Below are 16,735 nucleotides of genomic sequence, written 5' to 3' on the forward strand. Positions count from 1 at the left end.
AGGTCAAAGTATGAATGTCGAGCCCTCAGTGCGCGTCGAAGACAAGCTGTACTACAACCGCTATCTTGTCGATGTCGGTCGCCCTCACGTCACCGTGCGCGCGCACACGACGCCGTCGCCGCAGCTAGTTGCACTTTTGAACGCCTGCCCTGCGCGATGCTACGAGCTCAACGACAACGGGCAAGTTGAGATAACCGTCGATGGTTGCATCGAGTGCGGCACCTGCCGCGTGATCGCTGAGCCCACCGGCGACATCAAATGGAGCCATCCGCGCGGTGGCTACGGCGTGCTGTTCAAGTTTGGGTGAGAGTGCAAGAAAAGCTGCGGTGAGATCGCCATCACACGGAGGGTCTCACCGGCTTTGTGGCGCATTCTGGCTCGTCTGCACTCAAGGTAAGATTCAAACGAGGCAACGGAGGAGCGCCCGCAAGACGGAGCCTGAGGATGCTCGCTTGGGATGCCGAGGAATTGGTCGTGCCGCACTGGAATGGCGCCATTAGCGGTGTCGATCCTATGGCGGCAAAGGAATCAGCCCGTCGGCTCGGACAGGGCGTGCCCGGCGGCCTCGATCGCAACCGCCACTGATTGCACAATCGCGGCAAAGCGCACAGCAGTTTGGATCACTCCGGAACTGACGCCCTCAGCCCGCAGCGTTTTCTCGTGAGCGTCGATACAGGCACCGCAGCCATTTATGGCCGAGACCGCGAGCGACCACAGCTCGAAATCGGACTTATCCACGCCAGGATTGCCGATCACGTTCATCCGCAATCGCGGCGGCATGGCCTTATATTCCGGGTTGGACGCGAGGTGAACGAATCGGTAGTAGACATTGTTCATCGCCATCACAGAGGCCGCGGATTTCGCGGCCGTGATCGCCGCGGGCGTCATCACGCCGGCGGCTGCCGTTTCGATCGCGGCAATCAGGTCTGCATTGCGAGTGGCAATCGCGCTCGCCAGTAGCAAGCCGTATTGTCGCTGCGGCGACAGCGTATCATCGGCTATCAAGGACGCCAGGTTAAGCCTGACGTCCTTGGCGAAATCGGGAATCGTCTCATTCAACCGTTCAATCGACGACATGCTGCCTCATGCAACCTTCAGGGTTTCGCCGCCGACTTCGCGGTTGCAGGGACAGAGTTCGTCAGTTTGCAGTGCGTCCAGAACGCGGAGCGTGTCCTTGGGGCTGCGCCCAACATTGAGATTGGTCGCATAGACGTGTTGGATTGTGTTGCCGGGGTCGACGATAAAGGTGTAGCGATAGGCGACGCCCTCGGGCGAACGCACGCCGAGGCCATCGACCAAGGTCCCTTTTGTGTCGGCAAACTGCCAAATCGGCAGGTTGTGCAGGTCTGCATGGGAGCGCCGCCAGGCGAGCTTGCAGAACTCGTTGTCAGTCGAGCCGCCCAGTACCACAGCATCGCGATCGGCGAATTCCTTGGATAGTCGGCCGAACTCGGCGATCTCGGTCGGACAGACGAACGTAAAATCCTTGGGGTAGAAAAAGATGACCTTCCATTTTTCTGGGAAGCTCGCTTCGGTCAACGTCTCGAACGCGCTGTGTCCTTCTTCTTCCTGCGCCTGAAATCCGGGCTTCACGCCTGTGATTTCGAACGGCGGCAACTGACTTCCAATTCCGAGCATACTGACCTCACAAGTTTGCTTTGCGTAAGTTGTGCCGCCGCTGGTGAAGCAAGCTATATGCCATCCGTTCTCAAGATCCGATTGTCGCAACTAAGCTCACGAGCGGCTTGGCTGCAGGCATTTGATCTTGAGGTCCGACGGTGATCACATCCACCTCGAATCATGCGGCTTGGATGCGCAATGCTCGATCGCTTGAAAGTCGGTGAGTCGCCACCTATGTAACGGTTTGGCTGCCGCAGTCCAAAATTAGCGGCCAGAATCCTCGACCAGCGATTGAACCGCTGGTTGGAAAACGGCTGCTTGCCGACCGAGAATGGATCCTCGGCGCCCTCACGGGGCATATGGATGCCGTGTGAAACGGAAGCCGAAGCTAGGGCTCCTTTGGTTGCCCGCGAAGGAGCCGGGCCGGTGATTTCGGAGGCAACGTCGGCGATATTCTCGCAGCCGTCATCAAGCTTTCTGGGATCATCGTCCCCAAGTAGCCCCAGCTGGGACTATAGGCACGGCTGCGCGCCATGCGCGTGTCGCGCCACCATTCTTCTACGGCTAAAGGATCGCAAAGTAGCAGCGTGCCAATATCACCGGTAAAAGTTCGCCAGTCGGCAAGGCATTTCCTTGGAACGGCTGTCAGAAGCGGCACGCCCGAGGCGATTGCATTGACAAATTCAGCGCGTAGACCGCAGCCACCAGCTTCTTGTTGGGCGAATTTGCTGATTACGAGGAGATCGACTCCGTCGCGTAGCGCCCGGGAAACGATAGCGGCGGCCTCGGCCAGTCCATGCACATCGAGCCGACAGGACATAGCTCCGCTACCAAGTGGCTGGGAAATCGACATCTCTTGCCCAGTCGCAACGTCGACTGCGAGCATAGCGTGCGTGCCGTTTGCGTCCTTCAAGTGGCGCTGGACGATGCCGCCGACGCGCACGCCTTGCCGCGCGAGATCCTGGGCGAAATCGGCAAGCAGCTTATCAACGTCATCTTCCGGTTGGCAGAAAATCGCCGCCACATCATTCGGATCGATATCGTCAAGATGGTCGATCATGGCCGTGTCCCAATTTCTGTTCGTCCCTCGTGTCGGCGCCTAGCCGTCGAACGTCTCGTACTGGCGTAGATGGTGTTGTGAGCAATCGTTCGGGGGGCGCGACCGGCGAGGCCCGGGCGACCTCGGCGAACACGTCCGTTCCAATGCCAAGCCGTAGCTCATCAAAGGAGCGGCGCGTGATGCGGGCCAAAAGCGGCACGCCCGAGCGGCCAGTTTCGAGCGCCAGAACCAACGTCACCTCAGCTTCGTCGAACGGCAGAGAGGCTTTGATGCGTGCCGGAAAAACGTTGAGGATCGAACTTGCGCGCGGTGGTTCGCGCGCAATGCTGACATCGCCGGCTGCGATCCGCAGCCTTAGCCGCGCGCCCGGTCTGAGCGGTGGTCCTGGTATCAATAGACGCGCACCTTTGAGGCGGAGGATGATCAGCCCATAACGCCCGTCATAGCCGCCGACCACGGTGTCGACGCAGACAACCGCTTCACCTCGAGCAGCAAGCGCTGGATCGCTCTGGACGACATGCAGCGGCCCAGACGCGGTCACAATGCCATCTTTCATCATGACGAGATAGTCGGCAAAGCGCTCGATGTCAGCCATGTCGTGGCATATATAGATCATCGGCAACGTGAGCTCTTCACGAATGCGCTCGATAAACGGCAGTACCTCACGCTTGGCGGGTCGGTCGAGCACAATGAGCGGGTCGTCCAAGAGAAGTAGCCGAGGCTGGGACAACAGAGCGCTGCCCAGCGCAAGTCGCTGTCGCTCGGCGCCAGAAAGATGTGATGGCGCACGGTCAAGCAGCGGTGCCAGGTCGAGCAATTCGACGACGCCATTAAAATCAATTAGTGACGCTTTCGATTTTGACGCGTTGTACAAAAGGGTGCGCTTGACGGACAAATGAGAGAAAAGAATTGGTCGCTGGAATACGTATGCGACGGGACGAAGATGGGGCGGCCGAAACGTTGTCTCGTCCTGCCAAATTTCACCATCGACGCCGCAGAATCCACTCGGCAGACGCTGGATGCCCGCAATGCAACGCGCGAGTGTGGTCTTGCCGCACCCTGGAGGACCGAAGACGGCCGTGACACCGTTGGCCGGAGCGCTGAATTGCGCATCCAGCGGGATCCCTGCGATAGCGCCGTTGAAGGCGACTTCTATGTAGCCCGGTTTTGCTTCTCTCACGTGCCCGCGCCCTGCTGCATCTTTCCATCAAATCACGACGAGAATGATCGCAAGGCGATGAACGCCTTGCTGCCGACAATCCAGTCTGTTTCGCTCCAGCCCGGCGTTTCCGCCCCGAGGAGGCCCAAAGTTGCCGCGGCAGCATTGCAGATCGACGGTGTTACGGCGGCCGGCATCTTGAGCATCTCCCTGTCATCGAGGATCGTGGCAATCGAACGCTGCCGGAAGGGCTGACGGATCACACATGCAAGGCGGGCGTCCAATATCGCGGAATCCTCAGCCAGCTTGGTCGGACTCAGTTTGTCCGCCGCTGGACTGGCGCGGCTTGCGTCGTTTGGCTGTAGACGCGTTGGTTATCCCCAGGGCTTGATACTACCGCCTCATGGCCGGCGATCCGCTCGAACGGCGCCACAGCGCTGGTGGTTGATGTGAAGTGTGCGCCGACGTCCGCATTCATGGCTTCTGCGACTTCAGGTGCAAGCAGCATCAAGGCCAGGTCGAATAGGATCAATCGGATAAGTCTCATTGGGACCCCGCCGGGGCCATTTCTACTTGCGGCAGCTCACTGCTCCTCCCCCAGCAATCTGCGTGCCGGTTAACAGTATGGTGCGGGGGGAGGCTTCGTTCATGGTGAAGCTCGTATGACCTCCCGCGTGTGTGGAATCCTCCATCGTGTCGTTGAGTTTCGGACGTTCGCGTAGCGAACCAACCATGCAGGAGAGGCGGGATAGAAGCTGAAGATGATACTGTCGGCTCTTGCTGAGTTGCAGAGGCCACGACCGTGACATTCACTCTTATGCGGAGGTCGTCACTAGGATGCCGTTCGATTGGCGCCACATCAGCGAGCTGACGCAGCTTGTGACGGTCCACGAGCGCGTTCTCGAAACTGTGGTATGCTCGTTGCCATTTCCGACGAGGTCTCTCGAATATCGCTAAATGCTGGCGTACGTAATTCCGTCCTGATCGGCGCACGAACCTGCCGACGCTGACGATCAAAGGTGGGTTTGCGGCGGCCTCATCAATTGTACTCCTGATCACGGCGATAACGCCGCGCGCGCGGCGGTCGGCATTCCCGAAGCCCCGAGACGACGCGCCCGGTGCTTGCTCCAAATGACAGGCGAGAGGCGGAGGCGCTCAGGTAAGCGGTTGCTGAAAACCGAGGGGCTAACCGGAACGATTCGGAGCCGGATTCTAACTTCGCTGCGGGAAGCATGAGTGCCACTCCCGTGGCAGTCGACGAGAGCATGGCTGGGTCAAGTGAATAACCTATTGGTCCGTAGAGGGCTTTGGCGTTGCGTCGGTACGCGTGGGCAATATCGGATAATCGATCTGAGGCAGCTGTCCGGTGAGCGAGTTTAAGAACGAGACGATGTCGTCTTGTTCTGTATCGTTGAGCTTCGCGCCGAGTTGTATCTCACTCATCACGCCAACAGCTTGCTTGAGGCTCCAAACTTGACCCGAATGGAAATAGGGGGACGCAATGCGACGTTGCGCAACGGGGCGGAGCGGAAAACATGCTCGTCGCCGGGCATCTTGGTGACGGCGAAACGGCCCTTGTCGTCCCTCGGCAGCAGGCTTGCGGTTTGCCGTTCCATCACACCGAACGGGAAGTAATCCTGACCGCCTATATTGATACCATTGTGGCAGGATGAGCATCCTTTCTCCATGAATAGCTTTAATCCTGCCTTCTGCCGATCATTGAGAGCATACGCATCGCCCTCGAGGTATTGGTCGAACGGGGCGGCGGGCGTGATCAAGGTTGCCTCGAAAGCCTCGATGGCCTTGGCGAAATTGTCAAAGGTGATGGGCGTCGCATCGTTAGGGAACGCCTTGCTGAACATGAGGATATAGTCGGTCATTGAATTCAATGTGTTCAGAACGCGAGCGGGCGTCGCATTCATTTCAGCACTGGCCTGGACGGGACCTACGGCCTGCGCCTTGAGGTCAGCCGCGCGCCCGTCCCAGAACTGCGCCACATTGAAGACTGCGTTTATACACCGTTGGCGCGCGGCGCGAACCTAGCTGCCAGCGATGACCAATCGACCTCGGGCCGGCATCTACTCCACCGGTTCCAAGGTTGTGACACGTATTGCAGCTAATCACGCCGCTCGCCGATAGCCTCGGATCGAAGAACAGGGTCTTGCCGAGTGCGACTTTTTCGTGGGTGATGGGGTTGTCCTTGACCGCAGGAACGACAGGTGGGATCGGCTTGAAAATCTGCCTCGCCGCACTCATCAAGGTATCATCAGTGCCTGCCTTTGACGACGAGAGAATTCCAGCGGCGAGAACGCATAACCCTCCGACGATGCAAAGCTCTCGTGCGGCTGATCTCCTCATCTAAACCTCGCCTTTGTCGTCATTTGTGGAAGTCGCGAACAGAGCGGGGTAGCCGTTGACATGCAACGAGTCTCTGCAGTCAAAGACGAATGGCGTCTTTTCGGGTGCTTACCAAAGTCTCATTAGCTGTCGCTGTTCGTAGCAACGGCCGTGCCAGTGGAGTTGATGGTCTGGGCCCTTGATTTGGTCTTGAACGATTACGGAAATAGCGGGAGTCGGCCCGAACATTTGGAATCGATTAATTGTCCCACGATCACCGCTCTGACGTCCGGCGATCCAGGATCTTTGGGTCAAGTTGTAGGCTGTCGATTCCGTGACTTTGAGGGGCGGGCTTGCAGCCTAAGCCGAGCACCGAACAAAGCGAGTTGCGTGGACGCAAACCCTCGCGCGATCGGCGCGATGAAATCATGCGCCCTAGCGAAATCCCTTCAACAATGCGTTGCTTCCCAGCTCGGCCGCTATCGGCCACCGTTGGATGACGTCGCGTACGCGCGACAACGCGCTAAGGAATGTAATCGTCGGCTGGCTCGCCTTACTGTTCAATTAGAGTGTGGATATGCCCATCGTGGACCTTGAATCGACCGTAGCGTTAGGTTGTACGCAGCTCGAAGGTGGATCGGGCCGTCCTTTGCAGAAATGTCGTGTTAGGAACGAACGTCGCGAATGTCACAAGACCTACACGCGGCAAATAAAATTGGGGCTGCATGCGCTATGCCGGCCGCGTTGGCGTGGCGGCATAACCTTGTGCGCGCGATGCACGGATGATTGGTAAGCGCCGCAACGATGATGCCGCGTTCGCAGTGGCGCGACCGCGTCCACCGATGCGGCGACTTGCTTTTCCTAAACAGATGATACGGGGGGCAACAGTGAAGGGTATGAAGCTTACGAGAGATCTGTTGAAACAAAAGCAACGAAGGGATTGGACTTACCGTGCGCCTCGCCATGTAACCACCGTTGTTGCGATTGCGGTCGCAGCTACATGGTGCGCAGGATACGCTCGCGCACGGGAACGAAGGTCGGAAGAGATCTTGACGTCTTGCAGACCGGACGTGATGCGCTTCTGTGATCGCTTTACAGGACGTGGCGATGTGGACGCGGCCCTGTTTTGTCTGAGGGATAATTTCAAGGAGCTGCGTGTCGAATGTCGCCGGGTAATGCCAATCGCGGCGGAAAGAACGGGCGGGTCGAAAAAACGAGGCGTCAACACCGTTCCAATCGTCGTGCATCGGGAGTGAGGTGCCGAAGGCGTCGGCTTCTTGAGCACGGGAAGCGGGTTGAATTAGCCGTCGATCGAGCTTCCGAAGGAATCGGTTGGTGCCGTTGCGGACTCCTCAACGAGCGGTTCAGTGGAGTCACTTGAACCGATGGGACTGCCTCTGGTTGAGTGCACCCCAGAACCCAAGACCAGAGGAAATGCGGTCGTCAGGAGCCGTGCGAAGTCGGAAAGCTGTTCAAGCAAACGCTTCTCAACGGCCTCACCCTCCTCGCGAGGCAGTTCCATTTTTAGCAGCCTACGACAGCGCCAGATCTCGTTCCGCACCCATCTGATTTCACTTAATCTATTATCAATCGAAGTCATCACAGATGCAGGTTCACTTGGCATAAAAACTACAATACGTACGCCTCAGCACTGCTCAGTCGCTCCATCCGCGTTCATGCCGATGACTGTGCCTGAACCTGGGACTTGTCGTCATCGCCCGGCGGATGTGGCGAGCGGTTCGATCTATTCAAGGATCCGATCAAGCGATATCACCTTATGCTAAGTGCGCGACAGGAATTTGCCGCAAGTCGTTGCGGCTTTTCTGCGTCACGATCATGCTAGTTGTGGAATTCCTGCGCTCCACGGGGCGATCGGCGTGCAGTGACGTAACTCAGGACGGGAGGCTCACGACTGCAAGCATATCGATATCGGCCTCGGGCGGCGCAGCGATCTCGCAGCTTCATTGTGCTTGCCGGTCCCCCCGACGCGGTCGTCCTGCGCTTGTCGCCGGACAGTCACAATCGTTTTCTCAATGGGAATGTCCATTAGTAGGAGGCGCGCACTAACCGACATCAAGGAAATCGCGAAGTGGTTTCCCTCCAGATAAGACGAGCTTCACCGCGATATCCTGCGCGCGAATCGATCGAATGAAACGCGCGGGGGGCTTGGATCTCAGAAGCAGAATGTCCGTCGAGGTCATTCGAGCTGAATAAGGCCTCCATTGATAGTCATCGCGATGGCCGGCTATGCAAAGTTCAAGCCAATATTTCATGACTTGAATCCTACCCTGCGTCAGGTTGTAGGGTCGCAAAGCCTTAAAGACAAAAGGCAGGCTGAGCGGCCGTCGAGTGATTCAATATGATCCGGGAGCCGGGCTTCCCAGTTGCCGGTTGTTTCACTCGTGGGCCGTGGGCAAGAAGGTGCATCCATCGGCGGGACGATACCGTGTTGGCCGTTGTCATTCGCGCTGTAACAACCGGAGTCGCGATATGCGATGATGTGATGGAACGGTGCGCGCGTAGAATGCTGCTGACAACACAAGCGCATTTCTTGTTCCGCGGCGAGAGCGCGCCCCGGTGACCAGCCCCGCTCTCCAGCAGGTGCTTGAACCGCATGGGCGGTTAATATCGGCCGCAAGCGATAACAGGTAGCATTGAACTCGTGGGCGCACAAGGCGCTGCAACTCGGAAGATCCCATGTCTGCTCAAGCCAATCTGACCGCGGCGCTAAGCGAAATCGATCGTGCTCGCGACATTGCAGAATTCTCAACTGTGGTGGTTGCGCGCGACAAGCAGCTGCGCAAGACGGACCATCCGGTTTTTTTGCAAAAGGCGGCCCTTGAGTTTCAATCTAGATTCCTGCCAAATTTCGAGGACAGCATCCGTGCCGGGAAGTCGTGGGGCTATGCCACGACGTGCAATGCAGTGAGCCGAAAGGCCGGAGGTCAAGCCGGCCGGGACGTTTGCGAGAGAATAGCTTCTCGTCTGTCGCTGCTCGACCATGCGCTGATCGGGAAAATCGGAATAAGAGCCCTTTCCATATTTGCAGCATCATTCGGACGGCACTCCCACAGGGCGGAATGTCGCAAAGGAACGATCAGAATAGGCAAGTTTTGTCACGACGAAAGCAGACCGCTTCAAGAGTTGAACAACCTGAGCTTAGCGGCGTTGATAAACGGCTTCAGTAAATGGCCGGAAGAAGCGGAGTTTCGCCAGGCGGCGGTTGCGATCGCGGGCGATGTCATTCGGCGCGCAGGCCGCCATCACCAGCTCTCTGACTTTACACAGCAAGGATTGGTGAGCCTGGTCAACGGATTCAGCAAATGGCCGGATGATGCGGCCTCGTGCAAGGCCGCAGCCGTGCTCGCACGCGAAATTCTGCGTCGTTCCGGCAGGCTCTGCGAATTTCCTCAGCAGGGATTAGCCATCCTGGTGAACGGTTTCAGCAAGTGGCCGGAAGAGCTGGCCTGTGGTCGAGCCACGATTGCGATCGCAGGCGAAGTTCTTGGCTGGGTCGCCCGGTTTCATGAGTTTAGCGAGCAGGATCTGGCAAACTTGGTGAATGGGTTTAGCAAATGGCCCGATGAGGCGGCCTCTCGTCAGGCCACAGTCGCGATCGCAAATGAGCTTTTGCGCCGTGCCGACCAACTTCATCATTATAGCCAACAGGGGCTGGCGAACCTCGTGAACGGGTTTTGCAAATGGCCTGAACATGGGACCTGTCGTAAGGCGACAGTTGCGATCGCGGGTGAGGTACTTTGGCGCGCTGCCCAACTGTCCGATCTTACCGAGCAGGGCTTGGCAAACCTGGTGAACGGTTTTAGCAAGTGGCCGGAAGAGCCGGCGTTTTGCCGAGCAGTAGTCGCACTCGCTCGTGAGGTTCTGCGCCGTGCCACTCGGCTCTACGAGTTTTCACAGCAGGGGCTCGCGAACTTGGTGAACGGCTTCGGCAATTGGCCGGAGGAGCCGCCCTGTGGTCAAGTGACCGTTGTGCTCGCGGGCGAGATCGTTCGCCGCGCCGGCCGGAGGACGGGACTCTCAGACTTCACTGTCCAGGACCTCAGGGGCCTCGTGATCGGTTTCAACAGATGGCCGAACGAGAGCGCCGCTCGCCAAGCCACGATGGCGGTCGTCCATGAGGTCCTTGGCCGCGGTGTACGGTTCTTTGACTTTACCAAGTCGGAATCGGAGAGCCTGATGAACGGTTTCAGTAGATGGCCGCGAGGCGCAGAGGGCCATGAGGCGGTAGCGAAGATCATCGGGGAACTGCAACTCATACAAAGTGAATCCACGCCGCCCAGTACAGGGGAGAAGTGGTCTCACTAGACGAGGCAATCGACCAAGGAAGTCTCTTCTTAAGCGCTGTTCAACGCGCATGATGCCGCGACGGAGCAATACGACGATCCGACGCAGCGACGCTCTTACGACGCAATCGGAAGCGTCTGCAATTCACAGAAGCGAGTAAACAATAGAAGGACGTTGTTCTTGATCCAGGCTGAGAAGGATGTAGTCGAGCAGATGCTCTCATCATTGACGATCAGCTTGTTGCAGAATCGTGTTGCGCCTTCCTACGAACAGGTGATGCACCATTTTGGCTTAGCCTGCGAGAGAGCGGGGCTGATCGCGACGGAAGAGGTGGCAATCCGGATATTGAAGCGCGTCTCACGCGAGATCAACGAGGCGCAGTCGGTGCTCGAGTTTGTCGGTCGCGGGGCGGATCTACTACATTGAGTTTCATGTTGATCACTAGAGATGCCGCTGTTCAATTGTTGAACTGATAAGGCGTCCCGGCAAGAGCCAAATCATCAGCTTCTGCTGGCCGAAACCTGCGGCAGCGTGAGCCTCTGGCAGGATCGATCCTCGCCGCCTAAGTCAGAACAGGTGGGAGCTCCTCATCCAGGAAGACATAAGCCAGCCTTCGCCGATTGCGTCGGGGCATGCCGCCTCGCAGTGAAGCGCGAGCGGTGCTACATGGGATTGCGGGCTTTCAAGCTAGCTAGGGCACCAATGCGGCTATCTGAGCGAGCAGGGGAGGATTTGTCGCCTCGCGCGCACTGGGCCTGCAACTGGCCGACTCATCGCCGCGCTGCCGACGCGCCGTAAACAGCGCCCAATTTGCCAATCTCGAAGCTCCGTTTGGTCTCGCCCGCTTCTCGTCAGCCAAGCCGGCAGCTGAGTTTCCAGGAGGCCGATGACTAGCCCTCCGCCCATTGTTCGTCGCTACGCAGCCCGTCAGCTCATCGACAGCTACGTCTCCTAGCTAGAGGTCTTTACTGGCTGGCAGGTCCGGGTCGATGTGCTCGGCTCCGGCGGAAGAGAATTGGATGGGTTCCATCGTCAAGCGATCCACCGCCGAGACTTCGTGCGGGCGTGCTGCGTCCGGCTGCAGTCGCTCGGCCGCAAACCGGCCGGGTGTTCGCGCCAGCCGTGGGTGGTGATCGCGCGGTATGATCGACAGCTTTGTCATCAGCCGATGAGCGCCAACCATGGTGAGGTCTGACGGCTTAAAGGTGCGGCTGCGGACGCATTCGCTTCATTTGGACAGGAAGAAACGGCGTCGATGAATACAGAGCAACTTGGCTTAGGCACTCCTTCCGAAACTTCCGATTCGGAAACCTCCGAGCCGGGGTCTCCGGCCACAACGCAGTGGCGCGAAGCGCTGACGGATACGCTGGCGTCCGCCGACGAGGCGTCTAGCTCGCAGCTCGACGTCTTGGCGGACTGGGCCGCCGAAGACGGGCAGGGGCAACACGAGGATCGGCAACAGGCGGTAAGTCGTACGAGGGCTTGGCGGGAGACAGGCGATGTCAATGAGGCCCTCGATCTGTCGTCCCTGTCCCTGACCGCCTTGTCTGCGCCGGTCCTGGCCGGGCTGCGTCGCCTGAATGTCGACGACAATCAACTGAACAGCCTTCCTGAAGACCTTCCGGCAGGTCTCCAGCGGCTCTATGCCAGCAATAATCGGCTGACCAGCCTGCCTGAGCTGCCGGCTGGCCTGCGACGGCTCTATGTCATCAGCAACGGGCTGACCAACCTGCCCGCACAGCTATCGCCCGGGTTGCGGCGCCTGAACGTCGATAACAATCAGCTGGCCAGTCTGCCTGCTCGCCTTCCGGCGACGCTTGAGGAACTGGACGCCAGCGGCAATCGCCTGACCAGTCTGCCGGAGCTTCCAGCCGGGCTCCAGCGCCTGAACGTCGATTACAATCGGTTGACGGCTCTGCCCGAGCCTCTTCCGGGCGGACTCGAATGGCTCAGCGCCAGCCATAACGAGCTGACCAGCCTGCCCGAAGCGGTGCCTCCCGAACTGCTATGGCTCGGCGCCAGCAACAACCAGTTAATCAGCGTGCCCGAGACCCTGCTGACACAGCTAAGCCGTGACTCGAGCGTTGATCTGGAGAATAACCCGCTCCCCGATTGGGTGCAGGCCGGCCTGGCGACAGCGATACATGCCGCAGGCTATGCAGGTCCGCAGGTTTTTTTCTCGACCGCCGAAGGAACTGTGGAAGTCGAGCCGCGGTCTCTGCAAGAGGTTGTCGCGGACTGGTTCGAGGCCGAGCCATCGGTAATGGCCGCCTGGCAGCGCTTCGAACAAGAAAGGGGGGCCCCGGAATACGCGCGGTTCCTCGACCGGCTGTCGAGAACAGTGAACTCTAGCGATGAAGGGTTCCGGCGGATGGTGGTTAATGATTTGCGGCGGGCTACGACGAACAGCAACTTGCGTGAGCAGTATTTCGACCTGGCCCTTGACGCCGGTCAAACCTGCGAAGATCGAGTCACGTTGACCTGGAACGCCATGCAAAACGCACGCATGATCGAGGACGTCAAGAATGGCGTCTATGATAATGACGGTCGCCTTGCCGATCTCATCGATCTGGGCCGGGTCATGTTCCGCCTGGACGCGCTGGAGGGGATTGCCCGCAAGAAGGTCGAATCGCTGCAAACCGACGGTCGCATCGGCGATGTCGACGATATCGAGGTCTACCTTGCCTATCAGACGAAGCTGCGGGAGCGCCTGGGACTGGAGCACATCGCTCCCGCTATGCGCTTTTTCGACGTCTCGGACGTCACTGACGCTGATATCGACACGGCCGAAACGATCGTGCGGGACAAGGAGGCGACTGAATTCGCCAACTATTTGGCGACGCGCTGGGAGCCTTGGGAGGTGGTGGTGGAGCGCATTGCACCGGAAGCCCATAACGTCATGGAGACCCGACTCCATGATGCAATGGGGGAGGAGTTCAAGCGCCGGCTGAATCACCGGCTCGCGGGTCTTCAACTGACCGGCGATGAGGACGCCGAGCGGTTGCTCGGACCCGAGATATCAAATGAGATCGCCCGCGAGATCAAGGGCGACCTAATGCGTCAGGTGCTTGCTGAGCGCGGCCTCCAGCTGTGAAGCCCCATTCAATTCCAAGGCAGTATCGCCACTCCCGTGACGTCCCCGAAGGGCAGACAGTTCTTCCTCCATGCCAAAGCACTGCATGGCAATCTCTTCGCGGCACACGCTCGGCCTTGTCATTGCCCACATAAAGAAGCTCACCGGCGTGTAGCCTCACCGGATCAAGCAACAAAGGGCATCGTGGTCACAACCACCGGCCTCGGCTCAGGCTCTCGGGTCAGGTCCGCCGCGTTACCGCTCTCATCGGTCGTGAAATGAAGCATCGCGCGGCTGTCGAGCCCGTCATCCGCGACGAAGGCCGAACACCGCATGGACCGCAACCATCTTAAGGGCCGCCTTGGCGACCGCATTAACGTCGTCCTTGCCGCCGCCGGCAACAACTTCTGACTGCTCCTCCGATGGCTGGGAGAGCTTTTGCGCGTCATCCGCATCTTCGTCAAAACTCTCCCGGTTCAAAACATCGCTTGAGCCGGGCGCTGCACCGGATCTTCACGGGACGACTGCATAACCCAGATGGAATCCTATATCGCAATTGCATTTGACCACCCACCCATCGAAATAGATGGCGAACCGGAACTTCAAGTTACCCTTGTGCGCCGTAGGCTCTCGATATTCGTCGCCCGAGATCGATAAGGCCCCCGCAGCATCACCCCCGATTCCAGATCGCGAAGCATGGTGTAATTTCGTCGGATCCACTGATGGAGCTCGGAGGACCAGTCTTTCTCGTTGCGCAGATATCCGGTGAACGAAAAGCTAAGTCGATCTATATATCTCTTCAGAAACAGGGGCAGCGCGGAAATTCGAAGCACTCGCTCGCCTTCCATCGCTTCAGGTAATCCTCCGCGCAGCACGAATTCATTGTGGACGGTGACCAGAGCCGCCGGAGGAATCTGCCGCCGCAGCATTTCATAACCGCGAAAGGAGATACGGTCAGCGCCCGCGACGAAGAGAATAATAGGTACGACATGGCCGCGCGCAGTCTCCTTCATGAAGCCGATCTCCTCGCACATCTTGAAGAATTCGTCGAAGGCATGGAAGCCGAGGTCGATTACCTTGGCGACCCGATCGTGGATGATCAGCGGGTCCATCAGCTGCATCTTGCCGTAAGTGTCAATTATATCCGCGGTCTCCGTGATGTTGGGGAGATAATCGAGCAATGACGGCTCCTTCAGATTGACATCGAGGGAGAGCGCCGTGCCATTTTTCAGCAGCAAGTACTCGCTCACGAGGCGAGCGACGAGGGTTTTGCCGACCTGCGGGCTAGGAGAGCAGATGATGTAGATGGGGGTCGCTAACATAGCCAGCAGATCAATGTCGCTTCGTAGTGTGTCTCAACCCGTCGCTTGCCGATAGGGCGACTACTTGTCGCCGCTCCGGGGCGCAGACTTGGCGCCGGCCAATTCCGTCAAGTTGATACGATCGAATTCACTCCAGACGTTTGCCAGCCAGTGCCGTACATAGCCGCGCAGGACGAAGGAGTTGTTCGCCGGCTCATCGTTCCGTCCCTTGTTTGCGACGAAGTCTACGAAGGGAACAGAAGCGACTTCGACCTGCTCATAGGCCATCTCGTTGAGCTTCGGTATGGTCAATTCGGTCGCATGCTTGATGCCGTGAAAATAGGAATTATAGGTCGACTGGTCCCACTGGAAGAACTGAGTGTCGTTGATGAAGTTCTTGACCAGATAGTACTTTGCGCCGCCCATGAAGGTGGCGGTCTCGGCGATCTCGTCCAGCGAAGCAATCGATGATCCCAGGATATGGAATACGGCAAAGGTGATCTGTCCGGACCGCGCCGCATCCAAAAAGCCGATGTCGCGCAAGGAGGCCAATGCTGTGGATAGTAAGCCGGCGCGGGCGTCAATGACGGTGACGGATAGCCCTGAGTTCAGGGTATCGAAGATCTTCATCTGGTCCGCGGTCGTCGTCATGTCGACGATCTCGGTGATCGCGGGATAGAAGCGCTTCAGCGTTCCTCGCGGCGACTCCGTGTCGAATGCACGTGTTTGCACGTTGTTGACGTTGAAGTAGTCCAGAAGCGTTCGTGACACGGTCGTCTTGCCGACCCCTCCTTTGTCTGCGCCCACTACAATCACAACTGGCTTCACCATGGAATTCTCCTGAGACACTCGCTATTGCCGCGCGCGACGTGCGCAATCGACGAGTCTCTGCTTTGGGTGCGAACATGGCAGAAAGAAGGGGCAATCGAATATTCGACACGAGAGCGGCGCAACGGATGGGTTTTCCAACGTCGAGCCACCAGAGCGTTCTGATTGCAACGACTATGCAGTCGTGAACAGCAGCTAATCACTCGTGATCGTGCTTCACGTGAGGTTTGTGAGGAGCTGAACGAGCAGTTCGTCGAAGAGTCGGCTGTGCGCGGTGACGATCATCGCGATCACCATGTGCACATTTCTGCATGAAATGGCCTGAATCGCACGTAACGTCAGATAGTGGGCTTGTGGGAGCACGATCGAGCCGGTGCTGCGCCGTTGCGCAGACGCTTTTCCTTAGCCGGGTCGCACGGCTGTGATGACCTGGTCGATCATTCAGCTCGACAATCATGGGTCGAGGTAATGAGTCCTTCGTGCATACATTAATCGGGATGGGCCGCCGCAATGCGGCCGATCAAGACGCATTACCGGCAGCACCGTCGAGGCAACGATCGCCGCCATCATTGTCGCCTGACACGGCCACGATGGACCGCGCGCGCCTATCTGACGATTATCGATCGTGATCCGGTCGCCATGGAGCGCGCGCTCGCGCAAGAGTGTGAAGCCGCTTGAGTGTCTCTAGGGGCGCCCAGCCACGCCCGACGCAGGGATTCTTCACGGCGTACCCTCGACGACCCGCACCGGATGATCTGTGCATCTGATGTTGATATTGTGCAGACCGGACAAGTCCTTATTCATACAGACAGCACCGTCTGTTGAGCGCTCACTCTGACCGTTCGGCCATGGCCCTTTCGATATGGTCGGCAAGCTGCCTAAAATGGGCGGCGAGGTGCTCGTACAGGTCGCGCTTCTTCTGGTCGGTCGCGCTTTTTGCTATTTGATCCGCATATTCGGCTTCGGCATGAAGCTTCTTCACGCTCGCCTCCATGTCCTTCATGGGATGACCGAAGCCTTTCAGATGCCTCCCCTAGAGCTTGCGATCTAGG

General features: G+C 58.3%; 15 protein-coding genes and 1 pseudogene. 5 read left to right on the forward strand and 11 right to left on the reverse strand.

All coding sequences use genetic code 11. The features are described 5' to 3' along the window. Nucleotides 1–10: 10 nt before the first annotated feature. Nucleotides 11–307 carry a ferredoxin family protein gene (locus tag ACVW17_RS15405; RefSeq protein WP_456797404.1) on the forward strand — a complete coding sequence of 99 codons (297 nt, stop codon included), beginning with the start codon at nt 11–13 and terminating at the stop codon, nt 305–307. A gap of 221 nt (nt 308–528) precedes the next feature. Here ACVW17_RS15405 and ACVW17_RS15410 read toward each other — a convergent pair whose 3' ends face one another. The 7 genes from ACVW17_RS15410 to ACVW17_RS15440 all read right to left on the reverse strand — a co-directional run bounded on the left by ACVW17_RS15410 (nt 529) and on the right by ACVW17_RS15440 (nt 6,197). After that, nucleotides 529–1,077 carry a carboxymuconolactone decarboxylase family protein gene (locus ACVW17_RS15410; protein ID WP_456797405.1) on the reverse strand — a complete coding sequence of 183 codons (549 nt, stop codon included), beginning with the start codon at nt 1,075–1,077 and terminating at the stop codon, nt 529–531. 6 nt (nt 1,078–1,083) lie between these two features. Then, a complete protein-coding gene (locus tag ACVW17_RS15415) occupies nt 1,084–1,638 on the reverse strand; it encodes a peroxiredoxin (RefSeq protein WP_456752535.1) in 555 nt (184 codons plus the stop codon). Between the two features lie 370 nt (nt 1,639–2,008). After that, entirely contained in the window at nt 2,009–2,680 is a 672-nt protein-coding gene (locus ACVW17_RS15420; RefSeq protein ID WP_456797406.1) for a DUF2478 domain-containing protein, read from the reverse strand. Then, nucleotides 2,664–3,860 carry a molybdenum ABC transporter ATP-binding protein gene (gene modC, locus ACVW17_RS15425; RefSeq protein ID WP_456797407.1) on the reverse strand — a complete coding sequence of 399 codons (1,197 nt, stop codon included), beginning with the start codon at nt 3,858–3,860 and terminating at the stop codon, nt 2,664–2,666. The genes ACVW17_RS15420 and modC overlap by 17 nt, the downstream gene beginning before the upstream one ends. Before the next feature lie 32 nt (nt 3,861–3,892). Further along, the gene (locus ACVW17_RS15430; protein ID WP_456797408.1) at nt 3,893–4,123 is read right to left on the reverse strand and encodes a hypothetical protein; all 231 of its coding nucleotides are present in this window, start codon (nt 4,121–4,123) and stop codon (nt 3,893–3,895) included. 1,158 nt (nt 4,124–5,281) lie between these two features. Then, complete coding sequence (locus tag ACVW17_RS15435; protein WP_456797409.1) at nt 5,282–5,836, reverse strand: cytochrome-c peroxidase; 555 nt, start codon at nt 5,834–5,836, stop codon at nt 5,282–5,284. Next, nucleotides 5,805–6,197, reverse strand: coding sequence for a cytochrome-c peroxidase (locus tag ACVW17_RS15440; RefSeq protein ID WP_456797410.1), 393 nt, complete (start codon nt 6,195–6,197; stop codon nt 5,805–5,807). Before ACVW17_RS15440 ends, ACVW17_RS15435 begins: the two co-directional genes overlap by 32 nt. Nucleotides 6,198–8,873: 2,676 nt before the next feature. Here ACVW17_RS15440 and ACVW17_RS15445 point away from each other — a divergent pair. Together ACVW17_RS15445 and ACVW17_RS15450 are read left to right on the forward strand one after the other, a co-directional pair. Then, on the forward strand, nt 8,874–10,502 hold the full coding sequence (locus ACVW17_RS15445; protein WP_456797411.1) for a hypothetical protein: 1,629 nt from the start codon (nt 8,874–8,876) through the stop codon (nt 10,500–10,502). Between the two features lie 159 nt (nt 10,503–10,661). After that, on the forward strand, nt 10,662–10,907 hold the full coding sequence (locus ACVW17_RS15450; RefSeq protein ID WP_456752540.1) for a hypothetical protein: 246 nt from the start codon (nt 10,662–10,664) through the stop codon (nt 10,905–10,907). 529 nt (nt 10,908–11,436) lie between these two features. On the opposite strand, the gene ACVW17_RS15455 is transcribed toward ACVW17_RS15450, so the two are convergent. Next, the gene (locus ACVW17_RS15455) at nt 11,437–11,643 is read right to left on the reverse strand and encodes a hypothetical protein (protein ID WP_456797412.1); all 207 of its coding nucleotides are present in this window, start codon (nt 11,641–11,643) and stop codon (nt 11,437–11,439) included. 93 nt (nt 11,644–11,736) lie between these two features. On the opposite strand from ACVW17_RS15455, the gene ACVW17_RS15460 reads away from it, so the two are divergent. Both ACVW17_RS15460 and ACVW17_RS15465 read left to right on the forward strand, forming a co-directional pair. Further along, complete coding sequence (locus tag ACVW17_RS15460) at nt 11,737–13,575, forward strand: NEL-type E3 ubiquitin ligase domain-containing protein (RefSeq protein ID WP_456797413.1); 1,839 nt, start codon at nt 11,737–11,739, stop codon at nt 13,573–13,575. 21 nt (nt 13,576–13,596) lie between these two features. Then, a pseudogene (locus ACVW17_RS15465) lies at nt 13,597–13,962 on the forward strand (IS5/IS1182 family transposase); the annotation flags it as partial. Nucleotides 13,963–14,156: 194 nt separating this feature from the next. Here ACVW17_RS15465 and ACVW17_RS15470 read toward each other — a convergent pair. From ACVW17_RS15470 to ACVW17_RS15480, 3 genes are all read right to left on the reverse strand, one after another. Then, nucleotides 14,157–14,876 carry a hypothetical protein gene (locus ACVW17_RS15470; protein WP_456797414.1) on the reverse strand — a complete coding sequence of 240 codons (720 nt, stop codon included), beginning with the start codon at nt 14,874–14,876 and terminating at the stop codon, nt 14,157–14,159. 60 nt (nt 14,877–14,936) lie between these two features. Then, the gene (locus tag ACVW17_RS15475) at nt 14,937–15,686 is read right to left on the reverse strand and encodes a hypothetical protein (protein WP_456797415.1); all 750 of its coding nucleotides are present in this window, start codon (nt 15,684–15,686) and stop codon (nt 14,937–14,939) included. Between the two features lie 826 nt (nt 15,687–16,512). Next, nucleotides 16,513–16,665 (reverse strand): hypothetical protein, encoded by a 153-nt coding sequence (locus ACVW17_RS15480; RefSeq protein ID WP_456752545.1) that lies wholly within the window; start codon nt 16,663–16,665, stop codon nt 16,513–16,515. Between the last annotated feature and the right edge of the window lie 70 nt (nt 16,666–16,735).

This window comes from Bradyrhizobium sp. USDA 4473, from assembly GCF_054063335.1.

Bases quoted from the DNA above. Each gene is read 5' to 3' on its own strand.
- ACVW17_RS15405 (WP_456797404.1), top strand. From the start codon at position 11: ATGAATGTCGAGCCCTCAGTGCGCGTCGAAGACAAGCTGTACTACAAC.
- ACVW17_RS15410 (WP_456797405.1), bottom strand. From the start codon at position 1,077: ATGTCGTCGATTGAACGGTTGAATGAGACGATTCCCGATTTCGCCAAG.
- ACVW17_RS15415 (WP_456752535.1), bottom strand. From the start codon at position 1,638: ATGCTCGGAATTGGAAGTCAGTTGCCGCCGTTCGAAATCACAGGCGTG.
- ACVW17_RS15420 (WP_456797406.1), bottom strand. From the start codon at position 2,680: ATGATCGACCATCTTGACGATATCGATCCGAATGATGTGGCGGCGATT.
- ACVW17_RS15440 (WP_456797410.1), bottom strand. From the start codon at position 6,197: ATGAGGAGATCAGCCGCACGAGAGCTTTGCATCGTCGGAGGGTTATGC.
- ACVW17_RS15445 (WP_456797411.1), top strand. From the start codon at position 8,874: ATGTCTGCTCAAGCCAATCTGACCGCGGCGCTAAGCGAAATCGATCGT.
- ACVW17_RS15455 (WP_456797412.1), bottom strand. From the start codon at position 11,643: ATGACAAAGCTGTCGATCATACCGCGCGATCACCACCCACGGCTGGCG.
- ACVW17_RS15460 (WP_456797413.1), top strand. From the start codon at position 11,737: ATGAATACAGAGCAACTTGGCTTAGGCACTCCTTCCGAAACTTCCGAT.
- ACVW17_RS15470 (WP_456797414.1), bottom strand. From the start codon at position 14,876: ATGTTAGCGACCCCCATCTACATCATCTGCTCTCCTAGCCCGCAGGTC.
- ACVW17_RS15475 (WP_456797415.1), bottom strand. From the start codon at position 15,686: ATGGTGAAGCCAGTTGTGATTGTAGTGGGCGCAGACAAAGGAGGGGTC.